This is a genomic window from Ruegeria sp. CDSB114 (genome assembly GCF_059611025.1).
This window is the reverse complement of sequence record NZ_JBXWOT010000001.1, coordinates 175857-191325: the sequence shown is the minus strand read 5'-3', so window position 1 is coordinate 191325 and position 15469 is coordinate 175857. Positions and strand designations below refer to the sequence as shown.

16 protein-coding genes are annotated in these 15469 nt (G+C 57.2%); 6 read left to right on the top strand and 10 right to left on the bottom strand.

Annotated features, from left to right (window positions below; genetic code table 11):
- Window positions 1-14: 14 nt before the first annotated feature.
- The 3 genes from AC2FIP_RS00975 to AC2FIP_RS00965 form a co-directional block, all read right to left on the bottom strand.
- Window positions 15-419: a DUF2147 domain-containing protein gene (locus tag AC2FIP_RS00975; protein ID WP_496784859.1), complete on the bottom strand. Its 405-nt coding sequence runs from the start codon at window positions 417-419 to the stop codon at window positions 15-17.
- A gap of 51 nt (window positions 420-470) precedes the next feature.
- A complete protein-coding gene (locus tag AC2FIP_RS00970) occupies window positions 471-2276 on the bottom strand; it encodes an ABCB family ABC transporter ATP-binding protein/permease (protein ID WP_142633058.1) in 1806 nt (601 codons plus the stop codon).
- A gap of 77 nt (window positions 2277-2353) precedes the next feature.
- Window positions 2354-3610: a LysM peptidoglycan-binding domain-containing protein gene (locus AC2FIP_RS00965; RefSeq protein ID WP_496784857.1), complete on the bottom strand. Its 1257-nt coding sequence runs from the start codon at window positions 3608-3610 to the stop codon at window positions 2354-2356.
- Window positions 3611-3736: 126 nt separating this feature from the next.
- Between AC2FIP_RS00965 and AC2FIP_RS00960 the strand changes: the two genes are divergently transcribed.
- Window positions 3737-4300: an LOG family protein gene (locus AC2FIP_RS00960; RefSeq protein ID WP_281994432.1), complete on the top strand. Its 564-nt coding sequence runs from the start codon at window positions 3737-3739 to the stop codon at window positions 4298-4300.
- 36 nt (window positions 4301-4336) lie between these two features.
- Here AC2FIP_RS00960 and AC2FIP_RS00955 read toward each other — a convergent pair whose 3' ends face one another.
- The 3 genes from AC2FIP_RS00955 to AC2FIP_RS00945 form a co-directional block, all read right to left on the bottom strand.
- The gene (locus AC2FIP_RS00955) at window positions 4337-4789 is read right to left on the bottom strand and encodes a host attachment family protein (protein ID WP_142633052.1); all 453 of its coding nucleotides are present in this window, start codon (window positions 4787-4789) and stop codon (window positions 4337-4339) included.
- A gap of 208 nt (window positions 4790-4997) precedes the next feature.
- Complete coding sequence (locus AC2FIP_RS00950; protein WP_496695882.1) at window positions 4998-5879, bottom strand: metallophosphoesterase; 882 nt, start codon at window positions 5877-5879, stop codon at window positions 4998-5000.
- Window positions 5880-5883: 4 nt separating this feature from the next.
- Window positions 5884-6483 carry a superoxide dismutase gene (locus AC2FIP_RS00945; RefSeq protein WP_496784856.1) on the bottom strand — a complete coding sequence of 200 codons (600 nt, stop codon included), beginning with the start codon at window positions 6481-6483 and terminating at the stop codon, window positions 5884-5886.
- Between the two features lie 102 nt (window positions 6484-6585).
- Between AC2FIP_RS00945 and AC2FIP_RS00940 the strand changes: the two genes are divergently transcribed.
- Together AC2FIP_RS00940 and AC2FIP_RS00935 are read left to right on the top strand one after the other, a co-directional pair.
- Entirely contained in the window at window positions 6586-7347 is a 762-nt protein-coding gene (locus tag AC2FIP_RS00940) for an FkbM family methyltransferase (protein WP_496784854.1), read from the top strand.
- Window positions 7348-7449: 102 nt separating this feature from the next.
- Window positions 7450-7848 (top strand): hypothetical protein, encoded by a 399-nt coding sequence (locus AC2FIP_RS00935; protein WP_496784853.1) that lies wholly within the window; start codon window positions 7450-7452, stop codon window positions 7846-7848.
- Between the two features lie 42 nt (window positions 7849-7890).
- Here the strand turns inward: AC2FIP_RS00935 and AC2FIP_RS00930 are convergent, their stop codons facing one another.
- From AC2FIP_RS00930 to AC2FIP_RS00915, 4 genes are all read right to left on the bottom strand, one after another.
- The gene (locus AC2FIP_RS00930) at window positions 7891-8457 is read right to left on the bottom strand and encodes a sarcosine oxidase subunit gamma (protein WP_496784852.1); all 567 of its coding nucleotides are present in this window, start codon (window positions 8455-8457) and stop codon (window positions 7891-7893) included.
- Window positions 8450-11464, bottom strand: coding sequence for a sarcosine oxidase subunit alpha family protein (locus AC2FIP_RS00925; RefSeq protein WP_496784851.1), 3015 nt, complete (start codon window positions 11462-11464; stop codon window positions 8450-8452). Before AC2FIP_RS00925 ends, AC2FIP_RS00930 begins: the two co-directional genes overlap by 8 nt.
- 43 nt (window positions 11465-11507) lie before the next feature.
- On the bottom strand, window positions 11508-11837 hold the full coding sequence (locus tag AC2FIP_RS00920; protein ID WP_142633040.1) for a sarcosine oxidase subunit delta: 330 nt from the start codon (window positions 11835-11837) through the stop codon (window positions 11508-11510).
- 88 nt (window positions 11838-11925) lie between these two features.
- Complete coding sequence (locus AC2FIP_RS00915) at window positions 11926-13170, bottom strand: sarcosine oxidase subunit beta family protein (protein WP_496784849.1); 1245 nt, start codon at window positions 13168-13170, stop codon at window positions 11926-11928.
- A 195-nt stretch (window positions 13171-13365) separates the two neighbouring features.
- Here AC2FIP_RS00915 and ccmI point away from each other — a divergent pair, with 195 nt between their 5' ends.
- From ccmI to AC2FIP_RS00900, 3 genes are read left to right on the top strand one after another with little or no spacing between them, the layout of a single operon-like run.
- Complete coding sequence (gene ccmI / locus AC2FIP_RS00910) at window positions 13366-14589, top strand: c-type cytochrome biogenesis protein CcmI (RefSeq protein WP_496784848.1); 1224 nt, start codon at window positions 13366-13368, stop codon at window positions 14587-14589.
- A complete protein-coding gene (ruvX, locus tag AC2FIP_RS00905) occupies window positions 14586-15050 on the top strand; it encodes a Holliday junction resolvase RuvX (RefSeq protein ID WP_142633033.1) in 465 nt (154 codons plus the stop codon). Before ccmI ends, ruvX begins: the two co-directional genes overlap by 4 nt.
- A gap of 16 nt (window positions 15051-15066) precedes the next feature.
- Window positions 15067-15300, top strand: coding sequence for a DUF1289 domain-containing protein (locus AC2FIP_RS00900; protein WP_496784847.1), 234 nt, complete (start codon window positions 15067-15069; stop codon window positions 15298-15300).
- Window positions 15301-15469 lie beyond the last annotated feature (169 nt).

Genomic DNA, 15469 nt, shown 5'->3' with positions numbered 1-15469 from the left:
AATCCAGCCCTGTTTTACTCGCGCGTCCAGGTTTGATGCGCACAAATGTGGTGTTCACACCCTTTGACCATCAGAGTGTCACCCTTCAGCGTCATTTGCGGAACTGCATCAACATTCACTAACGGCACCCAGAATTCACCCCCGCCATATTTACCACCGCCTTGGCTGCCGACATCCCAAAACAGTTTCTTTCCGATATTCGGCGTCTGTACTGCTTTTCCGCTGGCGTCATATGCAGATAAAATCTGACCACAGAACTTGTCACCGCAGGCTGTAATTTTGATGTCAGAGACGAGGTTCTTCCGGTCCGGCTCGGTCTTCCAAATTCCAATGATGGGGTCTCCAAGCGCATAGACCGGTGTAAGTGTGGTAACTGCCGCTATGGCTGGCACAATGAACTTGCGGAAATATTTATGCATAACAAAACCTCAGATGAGTGATCTGTAGTGTAACATAGTTTGGGCCGCCTATCAGGCCGCCTGCATATCCGATTGCTGGCGATTCCAAAGCTGGGCATAACGCCCCTCACGTTTCAGCAACTCATCATGCGTGCCTTGCTCCAGGATTTTGCCACGCTCTAGCACTACAATACTGTCTGCCTCGGCGATTGTGCTCAGGCGATGGGCAATCGTCAGAACCGTACGCCCCTCGCCCGCATGGGCCAAAGCATCCTTGATGTCTTGTTCGGTATCTGTGTCCAGCGCCGATGTCGCCTCGTCCAGCAAAAGGATCGGCGGGTTTTTCAGCAGCGTTCTGGCAATACCGACCCGCTGCTTTTCCCCACCCGACAGCTTTAGCCCGCGCTCACCGACTGTCGTGTCATAGCCTTCGGGCAACGTGACTATGAAATCGTGGATCTGGGCAGCCCGGGCGGCGGCTTCGACATCTTCCTGCGTGGCCCCGTCGCGTCCATAGGCAATGTTGTAGCGAATGGTATCGTTAAACAGCACGGTATCCTGTGGCACCACTCCGATTGCCGCGTGCAGGCTGGTCTGCGTGACATCGCGCACATCCTGCCCATCAATTTTCAGCGCGCCCCCGGTGACATCGTAGAACCGGAACAGCAACCGACCTATGGTGGATTTACCCGACCCCGTCGCACCCACAATCGCTACGGTTTGGCCCGCAGGAATGGTTAGGGAAACACCTTTGAGAATTTCCCGCTCAGCATCATATCCGAATTGTACATCATGCAAGGTAACCTCACCCCCTGTTACATCCAGATCCGGTGCATCGGTCTTGTCGACCACTTCGGCGGGTTGTTCCAACAGGTCAAACATCTGGCCCATATCGACCAGAGATTGGCGGATTTCCCGATACACCGTACCCAAAAAGTTCAGCGGTACGGTAATCTGGATCATATAGGCGTTGACCATGACGAAATCGCCCACGGTCAGCGTCCCGGCCTGCACCCCGATGGCTGCCAAGACCATTACACCGATCAATCCGCAGGTGATCAGAAAGGACTGCCCGAAATTTAGAAACGCCAGAGAATACGCCGTCTTGAGAGCCGCCCCCGCATAGGCTTTCATTGACACATCATACCGTTCAGCTTCACGCGTTTCGGCATTGAAATACTTGACGGTTTCAAAATTCAGCAGGCTGTCGATGGCGCGCTGGTTCGCCTCGGTATCCTGATCATTCATCTCGCGGCGCAGTTTCACGCGCCACTCGGTCACCGCAAATGTGAACCAGATATACAGCGCGATCGTTGCCGCGACGACCACCAGATACCAGACATCAAACAGCCACATCAGAATGATCGCAACAAGCAGCAGTTCAAGGATCAAAGGCCCGATGGAAAACAGCAGGAAACGCAAGAGGAATTCGACCCCCTTTACGCCGCGCTCGATAATACGGCTCAGACCGCCCGTGCGCCGCGTCACGTGATAGCGCATCGACAACTGGTGGATATGCTGGAAAGTCTCCAATGCCAGTGCGCGCAATGCTCGCTGCCCGACAGGAGCAAAGGCCGCATCCCGCAACTGCTGCAAACCAACAGTCATCATGCGCGCGACACCATATGCCACCGTCAACCCAACAGCACCCAGCGCAACGGGGGGAACGCCCTCGCCCGCCAGGCTATCAACCGCGCCTTTGTACAAAATCGGGGTGTAGACCGCGATCAACTTGGCCAGAACCAACATGCCCATTGCAATCAGAACGCGGCGCTTAACCCAGGGTTCATCCTCGGGCCAGAGATAAGGCGCAACTTTCCGGATTGTACGCCAGCCAGAGCTGCGCGCGTCCAATTTTGGGATATTGTCGGAATTCATCGGGGCTACTCGTCTCTTCACGTACCGGAACTGCGGTCAGAGAGTGCCCCTGACCCCGGAAGGTCAGAGGTACAGGATTATTCCGGAATGGTGAATACCTGCCCCGGATAGATCAGATCCGGGTCGCGGATCGCGCCTCGGTTGGCCTCGAACAGTTTGACATACAAGACACCATCGCCAAATCGTTCCCGAGAGATAGCCCAAAGCGTATCACCCTTTTGTACTGTAACCGAACGGATGGCCGGTGTTTCCTGAGAGGGTGCAGGCCCATCGTCCACTTCGGCCACGCTCAGAACTTCTAGAGGCTCACGCTTGAACGGGGTTTCCAGACGGCTTTTAACCGTGCCGTCCGAGGCAACCTCATCCACACGCAACGTATACACACCGGGATCAATGCCTTCGATCTCGCTGCGCCATTTTCCATCATCCGTGGGCTGCATATCGGCGACCAGTTGGTTGTCCAGGTACACGCGTACCGCGGAACCATCAGCCACGCGGCCGGTCAGCTCGACCTCACCCGTGTCTGAATACCCGATCGTATCCAACGCAACCTGATCAGGTTCGGTGCTCTGAGGCGTTGCAGGTTGGACAAGCTCGACCCCGTCTTCCCCCGATCGCAGGATCGCAACCTGTTGTCCTTGCGTGGAATCTGTCGTTTCTTCAGAAGATGTGTCGTCGGTTTGAGCGACCTGCCCCGCCTCGGTTTCATCGCCGCCTGCGGATTCGTCGGCTGCGGTGGTTTCTGCAGTATCGACCGATGCGACCTCTGGTTCAGGTTCGGGCAATGCAGCAATCAGATAGTCATCAGAGCGTACAGGTTGATCGACCCCATCGGTTTCCAGTGTCAGACCGCGTGCGGCCGTGGAAAACGGGATCGACACGAATTCGGCAAACTGCCCGCTGTCATCAACGGTAAAGCTGTGAACTGCCTCACCGTCCAGCAATACCCGCACCTTGGCGCCGGGTTCTGCATTTCCGGACAGAACAGCATTCCCGTCAGGCTCCACGAAGATCTGATCCAGGGCCGGAGGCGTAACTTCGGCAACATTTTCAGCCGGTTCAGCGGTCTCGTCAGCCTCTTCGGTCGGAGCCTCGGCTGCTGCCGTATCCGTATCAGTCGCAGCATCGGCCTGCGCGGTTTCCTCGGTGTCAGAGGCAACAGAGGTGCTCTCGGAGGCATCCTCAGCCACATCTTCCTGCGCTGTTGGGTCGAGAGGCGTGCCGTTAAACGCGCCGGAAAAATATGCGCCGCCGACGCCCAACAGAACCAGCAAACCGGCGATCACCCCCCAGGTGAAAGATCTGGGGCTCTCGCTTCCCGAATTGGAATCCATACTCTTCCTTTCACTCCGCAGCGCAAATGCCTTATCTACAACGCATTCTGCCTGACGGTTGAGCCAATCTATCAATACCGCTATCACGGGTCAAAACCCCAGATACAACCCCGGAGAACCCTCCCGATGTCTCAGAAATCCGTCTGTGTGTATTGCGGGTCACGCAATGGCGCCCAAACCAGCTATTCCGACGCCGCCCGGTCCTTTGGCCAGCTTCTGGCGCAGGAGGACTGGCGACTGGTCTATGGTGCTGGCGATGTGGGCCTGATGGGCGAAGTTGCGCGCGCGGCACAATCCGCCGGAGGCGACACATTCGGCGTAATTCCCGTTCACCTGTTAAAGCGCGAGGTCGGCAAGACCGACCTGACCCGTTTCGTGATTACCGAAACGATGCACGAGCGGAAAAAGGTCATGATCATGAACGCCGATGCCGTGGTCGTACTGCCGGGTGGTCCGGGTTCACTGGACGAATTGTTCGAAGCCCTGACATGGCGACAGTTGGGCCTGCACGACAAACCCATTCTGGTCATGAATGTTGATGGATATTGGGATGCCCTGCATGATCTTGTGCAGCAGGTCATCGGCCAGGGATTTGCGGACACATCTCTGGCCGATTTCATAACGTGGGTCGACAGCCCGGAAACGGCGATGTCGACCCTGAGGGCGATGCTGGTCCCGCATAAGGGCTAGTCGGGCAGTATGGTCCGTCCGCAGATCGCCGGATACTCAACTGGCCGGTTTTAGACGGCTGATCAGAACCTGTTCCACTTTGTTCAGCGGGTGGTTGGTCAGGGTCTTATCAACCTCGGCAACTACTTTCCTTAAGACTTCGCTGTGCAGGCGGCGTCGCAGAAGGCCCAAAACATGGGGGCTGGCGACCAAAACCAGGCGTTTATATGCCCCCTTCAAACCTTTGCGATTCAACAGATTAGCCACATCCTGCACGAACAAAGACTTGGCCTGAGATTTCCACTTGGGTTCTTCGACCGCTGATTTCTGATTTGGGCCATTGTCCGAGCGCCGCCCCGCCCGATCAGAGGGCCTAGCGTTTGGGACATCGCTTTCTTCGACCGAGACAACCACCAGATTGGGGTCTTCGGCATCCGTGATATTCTCCATGAACAGCGCCTTTTCCCCGTCGGCGATGACAATCCATGTTCCCTGCGTTAATGCGACCATTGTGATCTCCTGATTTGGTTTTTCTGAGACCATCCCTCGGGTTTCAGGCACGGCTAACCGTTTGCGCAGCTTTGTTTTTCGCCGCGCCGCCTGTGTTTTTGCAAGTGATTTGCGGCTCTCTCCTCCGCTCCCTTTAAGGTAGGCACTGCGCGCCATCTTACAATCCGGCCGGGCACCGAAACTGCCGCTATAGGCGGGTTATCACCGGTCAGGAGGACAGTTCGATGACCGTAATCTCGGGCGTTACGCCAAAACGGACGGGCAGGATCGAACATCCGATGCCCCCGGACACGACCAGATCACGATTGCCTTCGCGCACGTGACCATAGGCATAGCGATTGCCGAATTTCGAGGGCACCACCGGCGACCAGCCAAACAGCCTTACCTGCCCTCCATGAGTATGACCCGACAGGGTCAGGGCCACGCGATCAGGAACTTTGGGGAAGATATCCGGTTCATGCGCCATCATCACCACCGGGGCATCATCCGTGATCTGCCCAAGCGTCGCAGGCAGGTCATCCAGCCCTTGGTATCGACCATTGCCCGTATAAATCGCCAACTGATCTTCAAGGCCTGCAAGCCAAATCCCGGCACCATCCAGTTTGAAGGCCTCGTTTGAAAGCACCCGGATACCATTCCGCCTCAGCGCATCGCCGTACAGATTCGGCCCGCCCCTGCGCTTTTGGGCTGACCGGTCATCCCACCAATCGTGATTTCCCAGAACCGCATAGACACCATGCTTTGCCTGCAACCCGGACAACACCGGCGCCAGATCGGCAATTTTAACCGGTTGTAAATTTATCCTGTGCCCGGCGGCATAGTCGCCCAACAGCAGGATAAGGTCAGGTGACAGAGCGTTTGTGCGCCGAACGATCTGCTGGACTCTTTTCAACCCCACATAGGGCTCACCCACATGCAGATCAGCCAGCACCGCGATCCGCAGCGGCGGTGCGGTCCAGTCCGCGCGCCGGATCCGCCACTTACGAACACGCAGGCGCAGCGCGGGTTCGATGAAGAAACCATACGTGGCAGCAAAAAGGCCTGCCAGCATCACTGCCAGCAGGCCCTTTATGAACCCTCTACGGGTCACTGGATCACATCCGCGAAGCGACGTTTTCCCAGTTCACCAGATTGTCGAGGAAGTTCGACAGGTACACCGGACGCTTGTTGCGGAAGTCGATGTAATAGGAATGCTCCCACACGTCGCAGCCCAACAGAGCAGTCTGGCCAAAGCACAGCGGGTTCACGCCGTTTTCGGTCTTGGTCACGGCCAGCGAACCGTCCGCATTCTTGACCAGCCACGCCCAGCCCGAACCGAACTGACCGGCACCAGCCGCGCTGAACTGCGACTTGAACTCGTCAACCGAGCCAAAGCTCTCGGTCAGGGCTTTTTCCAGCTCGCCAGGCATGGCGTTGTCACCGGGGCCCATCATCTCCCAGAACTGGTTGTGGTTCCAAAGCTGACTGATGTTGTTGAAGATGCCGTTTTGCGCGACGGCATTTGCGTCGTAGGTGCCGGTGATGATCTCTTCCAGCGACTTGCCGTCCCACTCGGTACCGGCGATCAGCTTGTTGCCGTTGTCGACATAGGCCTTGTGGTGCAGGTCGTGGTGAAATTCCAATGTTTCGGCGGACATGCCCTTGGCTGCCAGCGCGTCGTGTGCATAAGGAAGATCAGGAAGTTCAAAAGCCATCTCGGCCCCCTGTTGAAAATGAATGTTGCGGTTTCCAAAGGTTAAATGCTTTGGCAAGTGCCGCAGGTCAAGGGCAGAGATCATAAAACCCGGAGGTCCGCGATGCTAACTCAGGCGCGCAAGATGTTTTACCGCGCCCGCGGATACTATGCGGGCAGCCTGAATGGCGAGCCTTTCCGGCTGGATCCCTACCACTCGAAGTTCTGGCGCAAGGCCTCGGCCGGCGCGTGGGAGCCCGAGACTTTTGCCGTGCTGGATAGATATCTAACGCCGGACAGCGACTATCTGGACATCGGGGCATGGATCGGCCCAACGGTGCTGTACGGTGCCCGCAAAGCCCGCCACGTCTGGTGTTTCGAACCAGACCCTACCGCGTTTCGGCATCTGGCGTGGAATCTGGACCTGAACGACATTCGCAATGTTTCGGCATTTGGCGTCGCATTGTCGGATCAATTCGGCGTGGCCCGTATGGCATCCGTTCGCGGTGAACCCGGGGATTCCACCAGTTCACTGTTGCATGACGGGGTGCATGGGACAGATGCATTGACCATCGAGTGGGATCAGTTCGAGGCCGTAAATGACCTATCGGGTGTATCTCTGGTCAAAATGGACATTGAGGGGGCTGAGTTTTTTGTACTGCCGACGATCCTGCCCTGGTTGAAACGGACGCGACCCACTCTGTACCTCTCACTCCACTCACCGCTTTTGGCCGAAAAGGACAGACACCAGCGGACATCCGACCTGCTGAACAGCCTCTCCTTTTATTCTAAAATTACTGACGAAACCGGACGCCCGCTGGATGTTCAGAAAGCGCTCAGCCCAACGGAAATGACACGATACCATACGGTTTTATTTACTGGGTAGTAATGCGGCCATTAGCCCTGTCGAAGTAGGTGTTTCCCCACTTGCAACCCAAGCGTGAGCTGGTTGAAGTGCGCCCACGGATTAGTTTGAAGGATAACAAAAATGAAAGCTTCGCTTATGGCGATTGCAGCGATGATCGTTTCCGCGCATTCAGTTTTAGCTGGTACTGTTGAATACAAATGTGAAATCACGAAGCCGGACGGCCACGGCTGGATCGCGCCCGAATATTTTTTTCAAGTAGATACTGACACGCGCGAGGCCAAAGTTGTCAGCGGCCATCACGATTGGACCAGCGCCCAACTCAAAGTGAAAAAAAGTGGCGAATATCGCTTGCTTTGGAACGTCACCCTCCGGTCAAGCGACGGACAAAATCTGCGCATGAAATATCAGGCAAATCTTAATTCAGCAAAAAACACTGTCAAAGTTCGCGCCAGTTTTGCTCATATAAGCGCTGCCAACAAGTCATATGGATCCGGAGTCTGCAGCGTATTCACCGGGTAAAGAAAGCCCCGGTGTGACGGGGGCTTTTTAGTTCACTTCGGTTCAGTAAATCCCGACGCCGCTGCCGGGCTGCGCCGCAACTTTAAGCAGTTTGAACACGTAGTCTGCGGTTGACCGGAAGCAGACGACGCGGAGAGTTTCGGCGTCATCCATCCAGAACGCACCGGCAACCTGCGCCAAGCGCGAGCGGCGGATTTGGCCGGGTTGGAAGGCGTCAGCCGACAGATCTACCGGGGCCAGTTTGCCCAGAACTTCGCGAGCGTTCGCGCCCGAGATGCTGAACACCGCGCGGGCATCCGAGACGTTGACCGCCAGGGCATGCACACCGCTCAACGCGTTGGTCATCGCGGCCAGTTTGGCCTCGACCTCGGCATATGGGACAAGCACAAGCAATTCGTCGGTGGACATCCAGCAAACACCGCTGTCTCCGTCGACAAATGCCTCGCGCTGGCCGGGTACTTTCTGGCCGGTGGCGTCTTTGACGGCCTTGGCCAGAACCTTGTCGGACAGGTCGCCGCGCAGGGTGATCATGCCCTGCAGGCCGCATTCTTCGACCTTGGCGATGCCCTCATAGCTGGCGTGGTTCAGTGCGCTGATGGGTTCAGACATTCTGCTTCTCCCCGTCCTTGTCGAAGAAGATCGGATCCACGATCTTTGCTTTGTAGGATTTGCCATCGGTGCCCGGGAACTCGACAATCTCGCCCATGCGGTCAGGACCATGCTTGATCAAGCCCATGGCGATGCCTTTGCCCAGATTGGCCGAATAATAGGTTGAGGTCACACGACCGATCATGTTGCGCTGACCGTTGGCGTTGACGCCCTCGCCTACTGCGTAAGCCCCATCCGGGATGACAGAACCATCCACAGTCTCAAGACCCACCAGTTTCCAACGCTCGGGATCGGCCATATGGCTGCGGGAATGAGCGCGCTTGCCGAGGTAATCCTCTTTCTTTTTCGACAGCGCCCAATGCAACCCCAGATCCTGCGGGATCACGGTGCCGTCGGTCTCATCGCCGATCATGATAAAGCCTTTCTCGGCACGCAGAATGTGCAGACATTCAGTGCCATAGGGCATCACGCCGAATTCCTTGCCTGCCTCTGTCAGCGCATCCCAGAAAGCCTGCCCTTGGGATGCAGGGACGGCGATCTCGTACGACAGCTCACCCGAGAACGAGATGCGATAGGCCCGGCAATCAAAGTCGCCGATCTTGCCATCGCGCCACTCCATGAAGGGCAGCGCCTCCTTCGACACATCCATGCCGCCGAGCTTTTCAAGCACCTTGCGGGCGTTGGGGCCAACAACGGCGACCTGCGCATATTGCTCGGTCACGTTGGCAACATAGACTTTCCAGTCCCACCATTCGGTTTGCAGCCATTCTTCCATGTGACCGTGGATTCGTTCGGCCCCGCCGGTGGTGGTGTGGCACAACCATGTGTCTTCGTCGATCCTGGCAACAACACCGTCATCGATCAGAAAGCCATTTTCGGAACACATCAGGCCATAGCGGCATTTGCCGATCTTCAGCGTAGACATCATGTTGGTGTACATCATGTCCAGGAACTTGCCTGCGTCCGGCCCTTTTACGATCAGCTTGCCCAGGGTCGAGGCATCCAGCAGACCGAGGTTCTCGCGGGTGTTTTTCACCTCACGGTTCACGGCGTCATGCACGGATTCACCCGGACGAACATAGGCATAAGTCCGGCGCCAGTGGCCGACCGGCTCCCAATCGGCGCCGTTCTTGTCGTGCCAGTTATGCATCGGAGTCTGGCGGATTGGCTGGAACACCTCACCACGTGCCTCACCGCCGATAGATGCCATTGAAATTGGGGTGTAAGGCGGGCGGAACGTTGTTGTTCCAACCTTCGGGATTTCGGAGTCCAACGCATCAGCTAGGATCGCCAATCCGTTGATGTTACTCAGTTTACCCTGATCCGTTGCCATGCCCAGAGTGGTGTAACGCTTGGTATGTTCAACGCTCTCATACCCTTCACGCGCGGCAAGTTGCACGTCCGAAACTTTGACGTCGTTTTGGAAGTCCAGCCAGGACTTCATCCGCAGTTGAATATCCGCGTTCGCAGGCATCAACCAGACCGCAGCCATAGGTGCCTCGGACGTAGTTTCCCCGACAGGCGCTTTGGTGCGTTTGGTTTTGAATCCAGCCGCTTTTGCTGCGGCCTTACCAGCTGCATCGGCATCGGCCAGCACATCGACCAGCGCCATCGGGCCATTCGATGCCCCGGCGGCTACGACGAACCCTTCGCCATCGGCCCCAAGCGGGGGTCGTGCAGGATCCGGCCGGAAATGCGCATTGGCATCGTCCCAGATCAGCTTGCCGCCGCAATGCGACCACATATGCACGACCGGAGACCAGCCGCCTGACATCGCAACAGCGTCGCATTCGACCTCTTCACGGGCGCCACCGATGCCGTCCTGATTGCAAATGGCAACTTTCTTGACGCGTTTGCCGCCTTTGACTTTGGCAATAGCCTTGCCCACATCGACGCGGATACCCAGTTGGCGCGCCTCTTCAGCCAGAGGGCCCGAGGTAGCCCTTGCGTCAACCACACGCAAGATATCCACACCGGCCTGTTTCAAGGTTATCGCAGTCCGGTAGGCGTCGTCATTATTGGTGGCCACAATCACCTTTTCACCGGGTGTCACACCCCAGTTCACGACATAGTCCCGCATGGCCGAGGCCAGCATGACACCCGGCACATCATTACCCGCAAAAGACAACGGACGCTCAATCGCTCCGGTAGCAGTCACGACCTGTTTCGCCCTAATACGCCACAGGCGATGGCGCGGGCCTTGTGCGCCAGGCTTATGGTCCGTCAGGCGTTCATAGCCCAGCACATAGCCATGGTCATAGACCCCTGCACCCATGCAGCGATTGCGCAAGATGACGTTGTTCATTGTTTCTAGTTCGGAAACAGTTTGTTCCACGAACTTATCCACAGGCTCATCATTGATTGTGCCGCCATCAACTGGGGCACGGCCACCCCAATGCGCGGTCTGCTCAATCAACATGACCTTTGCACCGGACTGAGCGGCCACTTTGGCAGCCTGCAAACCGGCCACACCGCCACCGATCACCAATACATCGACGAAGTTGTAGAAATGCTCATAGGTATCCGCATCACGGCTGTCCTTGTCGGGGGCTTTGCCCAGACCGGCAGATTGGCGGATGAACGGCTCGTAGACATGTTTCCAGAACGGCTTGGGATGAATGAACATCTTGTAATAGAAGCCAGCCGGCAGGAACCGCGACAGGTGCGTATTGATCGCACCGATATCAAATTCCAGGTTCGGCCAGTGGTTCTGCGAGATCGAGGTCAGACCGTTGAACAGCTCGGTCGTGGTGGCGCGCTGGTTCGGCTCGAACCGATTGCCCTGCCCCAGACCGACCAGAGCGTTGGGTTCTTCCGCACCACTGGCGACAACACCACGCGGGCGGTGATACTTGAACGAACGGCCCATCATCATCTGATCATTAGCCAGCAAGGCCGAGGCAAGCGTGTCGCCTTCGTAGCCCTGCATCGAAGTGCCGTTGAAGGAGAATGTGACCTGTTTCGACCGGTCAATCAGCCGGCCTTGATTTGCGAGACGGGTGCTCATGATGCGGACCTTTCGCAGGCGGAATTACGGGTGGTGGCGCGGATCATTTGTATTCTCTCCACGTCCAGCCAGGGCGCTTGGCGGTGATCGCCTCGCGAATTTCTTTGGGCGGCTCAAACACCTGGGCAGAGTAGGTGCCGAAAACTTCGAGCGTTTGCGTGCAGCGCGCCGCGTGGAACCACTTGCCGCATCCGTTCGCATGACGCCAGCGTTCGAAATGAACGCCTTTAGGGTTTTCACGCATGAACAGGTAATCGTGGAAGTCACCATCCGACGAGCCCGGACCGAAACGCTTCAGATGCGCCTCGCCACCGGCGGCCAGTTCGGTTTCTTCGGCATCGACGCCGCAGTAGGGGCAATTCAGGATCAGCATATGTTCATCCTTTCGGCAGCAGGCGAGACCATGCTGCATACGAAATCTGAGTAACGGGCGCGCGAGATTTTTCGCCGAAAAATCTGCATCAGTGCGCCACCCCGGCCGCGACGCTTTCGTCGATGAAGCGGCCTTCTTTGAAACGATCCAACGAGAACGCCTCGGTCAGCGGTGAATGACCCGTGGCCATCAGCTGTGCCATGCCCCAGCCGGACCCCGGAATGGCCTTGAAGCCACCGGTGCCCCAGCCACCGTTGATGAAACAGTTCCCCAGGGGTGTTTTTGACAGGATGGGCGAGCGATCGCCGGTCATATCCACGATCCCGCCCCATTGCCGCAGCATTTTCAGGCGAGAGATCATCGGGAAGGTCTCAACCAGCGCGCGCACAGTTTCTTCGATATGGTGGAAGCTGCCGCGTTGGGTGTAGTTGTTGAACCCGTCGGTGCCGCCACCGATCACCATCTCTCCCTTGTCGGATTGCGACATGTAGCCATGCACCGTGTTGGCCATCACGACCACGTCCATGCAGGGTTTTATCGGCTCAGACACCAGCGCCTGCAGAGCAATCGCCTCAAGCGGCAGACGGAAGCCCGCCATTTCGGCCAGTTGACCGGAATGGCCCGCAACCACGATGCCCAGCTTGTCACAGTCGATCGCACCTTTGGTGGTGTCGACACCGACAACACGACCATCCTGTGACCGAATCCCGGTCACTTCGCATTGCTGGATGATATCCATGCCCATGGCGGAACAAGCGCGCGCATAGCCCCAAGCCACCGCATCGTGACGGGCGGTGCCACCGCGTTCCTGCCACAGCGCACCCAGAACCGGATAGCGCGGGCCTTCGAGATTGATGATTGGCACCAGTTCCTTGACCCGTTCAGGTGTGATCCATTCAGTCTTTACACCCTGCAGTGCATTCGCATGAGCCGTGCGCTGATAGCCGCGGATTTCATGCTGGGTCTGCGCCAGCATCATCACACCGCGCGGGCTGAACATGACGTTATAATTCAGGTCCTGGCTCAGATCCTCATAAAGGCTGCGCGCCTTTTCATAGATCGCGGCAGACGGATCCTGCAGATAGTTCGAGCGGATGATGGTTGTGTTCCGACCGGTATTACCACCGCCCAGCCAGCCTTTTTCGATCACAGCGACATTCTGGATGCCATAGTTCTTACCCAGGTAATAGGCGGTTGCCAGACCATGGCCACCCGCCCCCACAATGATGGCGTCATAGCGTTTCTTGGGCTCGGGCGAACGCCAGGCGCGTTCCCATCCGGTATGATAGCGCAGCGCTTCGCGCGCCACAGCAAAGGCTGAATAGTGTTTCATAAGCGAATCCATCCGGTTCGGTGATTGGCGCAGGTATGCCGTGTAACCGCCTTTGGCCCCTGCCGTGCAACGCCATAATATCGCACTATTGCGACATCGCCCTTATTATTGCGACATGAAGCCCCCTCGCGGCCATTTGTCCCTTTTTTCCGCCCCGCCACAGGTCTAAGTCAGGACAGCCATCTTGGAGTTATCATGACCTTCTGGGCCCTCATCATAGCCACCGCTGTTCTGATAGCGGTTTTTCTTGGGATTTCGATACTGCGTAGGCGAGATACGCGCGAACCATCCACAGCGTATGACTTGCAGGTCTATCGTGAACAGTTGGCCAGCGTAGATCGAGACTTGGCCCGTGGTGTCATCGCTGACGCAGATGCCGAGCGAGTTCGCACGGAAATTTCACGCCGCATTCTTGCGGCTGATGCGCAGATGCAATCTTTGTCTGAACCGCAAGGGCCGTCCAAATGGATCTCGGTTGCGGCATCCATATTTGTCGCGGCCATCCTGGTTGGCGGAGGATCCTGGATGTATCTGAAGCTTGGTGCAGCCGGGCTCCCCGATCAGCCCCTGTCATTGCGGCTAGAAATGGCCGATGCTCTGCGCACAGAGCGCCCCAGTCAGGCCGAGGCAGAAGCCGCCACGCCACCCGCACCACTGCCACAGCTTGACGAAAGCTATGCCACTCTTCTCGGGCAACTTCGCGAAACCGTTTCCGGTCGTCCTGATGACCTACAAGGACATATCCTTCTTGCCCAGCACGAGGCGAACGCAGGTAACTTCCATGCCGCCTACAAAGCGCAGCAACGTGTAATCGAACTGTCCGGGAATACTGCACCCGCAGATGCCTATTCGCATCTTGCCGAGATGATGATCCTTGCTACCAACGGATATATCTCGCCCGAAGCTGAAGACGCATTGAAACAGTCATTGCAGCGTGATCCACGCCATGGTCCGGCCTTGTATTACCTGGGACAGATGATGGTACAGGTCGGACGACCTGATATCGGTTACAGGATCTGGGTGGATGCACTTGGAAGCGCGCCGACAAATGCCCCCTGGGCCACGGCCATTCGCGCACAGATGGACGATCTGGCCTTTCGTGCGGGTGTGTTCAATGCCGCCCCTATACCAGCAGGGAACCCAGGCCCCGGTGAGGATGACATCGAGGCCGCTGCATCTCTGACCGCACAAGAGCGCCAAGAGATGATCCTTGGCATGGTCGAGCAACTGTCAGACAGGCTTGCAACCGAAGGCGGTTCCCCCGAAGAATGGGCCCGACTGATCGGTGCCCTTGGGGTGGTTGGCGACATCGACCGGGCCACCGCGATCTACGCCGAAGCCCAATCCGTATTCTCGGACAATGACAACGCACTGGATATCCTTGGTGCGGCAGCAGCTCAGGCTGGGGTGACCCAATGATCCATGACATTTTTGAGGAATTTGCAGGCGCGCTTGCGCCTATGAGCGCGTTGATCGGTCTCGATCTGGGAGAAAAGACTATCGGGGTTGCAGTCTCGGACCGGATGCGCGGTGTTGCTAGCCCGCTGGAGACCGTAAGGCGCAAGAAATTCACTCTGGATTCTGCCCGTCTGCTGGAAATCATAGCCGACCGTGAGATCGGGGGCATCCTACTGGGTCTGCCGAAAAACATGGATGGCAGCGAAGGGCCGCGCTGCCAGTCCACCCGTGCCTTTGCCCGAAACCTGTCCCGTTTGACCGAAGTTCCGATCGGGTTCTGGGACGAACGGCTCAGCACGGTTGCGGCAGAAAAGGCACTGCTTGAGGCGGATACGACACGAAAGCGTCGCGGACAGGTTATCGACCACGTCGCGGCAGGCTATATTCTGCAAGGCGCGCTGGACAGAATGCGCTTTCTTTAAGGATCGGAAAACGCTGATGTCGAACATGGTTTGGAAAAGGAACGAGGTCGAAAGCCCGTGCATCCAGATCTGCGTTGTGCACCCGACCGAGCGTATTTGTACCGGTTGCTACCGCACGATCGACGAAATCTCTCGCTGGTCGAAAATGGACAACTCTGAGCGCGCCGATATCATGGCAGACCTACCGTCTCGCAAACCGCTGCTTGCCAAACGGCGCGGCGGCCGGGCGGGGCGGCTCAACAAGGCCTGAGATTTCCACAAAAGGATGTGATTGCTGAATCTGCACCGCTGCGGGCTGGTCTGAACTACGAGGGGGTCAAGTTCGTTGACAGCTGGTGAGTGAGTGGCAACCCACAGCGGCGCGTTTCAACAATCGATCCTCTGCAGTGGCTCGGCAGAGGAGTTCGATCTGTGTACGT

Coding starts and splice junctions, on each gene's coding strand:
- AC2FIP_RS00945 (WP_496784856.1), bottom strand. CDS start 6,483: ATGGCTTTTGAACTTCCTGATCTTCCTTATGCACACGACGCGCTGGCA.
- AC2FIP_RS00920 (WP_142633040.1), bottom strand. CDS start 11,837: ATGCTGATCCTGAATTGCCCCTACTGCGGCGTCGATGCCGAAGAAACC.
- AC2FIP_RS00935 (WP_496784853.1), top strand. CDS start 7,450: ATGAAAGCTTCGCTTATGGCGATTGCAGCGATGATCGTTTCCGCGCAT.
- ruvX (WP_142633033.1), top strand. CDS start 14,586: ATGATCCATGACATTTTTGAGGAATTTGCAGGCGCGCTTGCGCCTATG.
- AC2FIP_RS00965 (WP_496784857.1), bottom strand. CDS start 3,610: ATGGATTCCAATTCGGGAAGCGAGAGCCCCAGATCTTTCACCTGGGGG.
- AC2FIP_RS00960 (WP_281994432.1), top strand. CDS start 3,737: ATGTCTCAGAAATCCGTCTGTGTGTATTGCGGGTCACGCAATGGCGCC.
- AC2FIP_RS00930 (WP_496784852.1), bottom strand. CDS start 8,457: ATGTCTGAACCCATCAGCGCACTGAACCACGCCAGCTATGAGGGCATC.
- AC2FIP_RS00940 (WP_496784854.1), top strand. CDS start 6,586: ATGCTAACTCAGGCGCGCAAGATGTTTTACCGCGCCCGCGGATACTAT.
- AC2FIP_RS00975 (WP_496784859.1), bottom strand. CDS start 419: ATGCATAAATATTTCCGCAAGTTCATTGTGCCAGCCATAGCGGCAGTT.
- AC2FIP_RS00955 (WP_142633052.1), bottom strand. CDS start 4,789: ATGGTCGCATTAACGCAGGGAACATGGATTGTCATCGCCGACGGGGAA.
- AC2FIP_RS00900 (WP_496784847.1), top strand. CDS start 15,067: ATGTCGAACATGGTTTGGAAAAGGAACGAGGTCGAAAGCCCGTGCATC.
- ccmI (WP_496784848.1), top strand. CDS start 13,366: ATGACCTTCTGGGCCCTCATCATAGCCACCGCTGTTCTGATAGCGGTT.
- AC2FIP_RS00970 (WP_142633058.1), bottom strand. CDS start 2,276: ATGAATTCCGACAATATCCCAAAATTGGACGCGCGCAGCTCTGGCTGG.
- AC2FIP_RS00915 (WP_496784849.1), bottom strand. CDS start 13,170: ATGAAACACTATTCAGCCTTTGCTGTGGCGCGCGAAGCGCTGCGCTAT.
- AC2FIP_RS00925 (WP_496784851.1), bottom strand. CDS start 11,464: ATGAGCACCCGTCTCGCAAATCAAGGCCGGCTGATTGACCGGTCGAAA.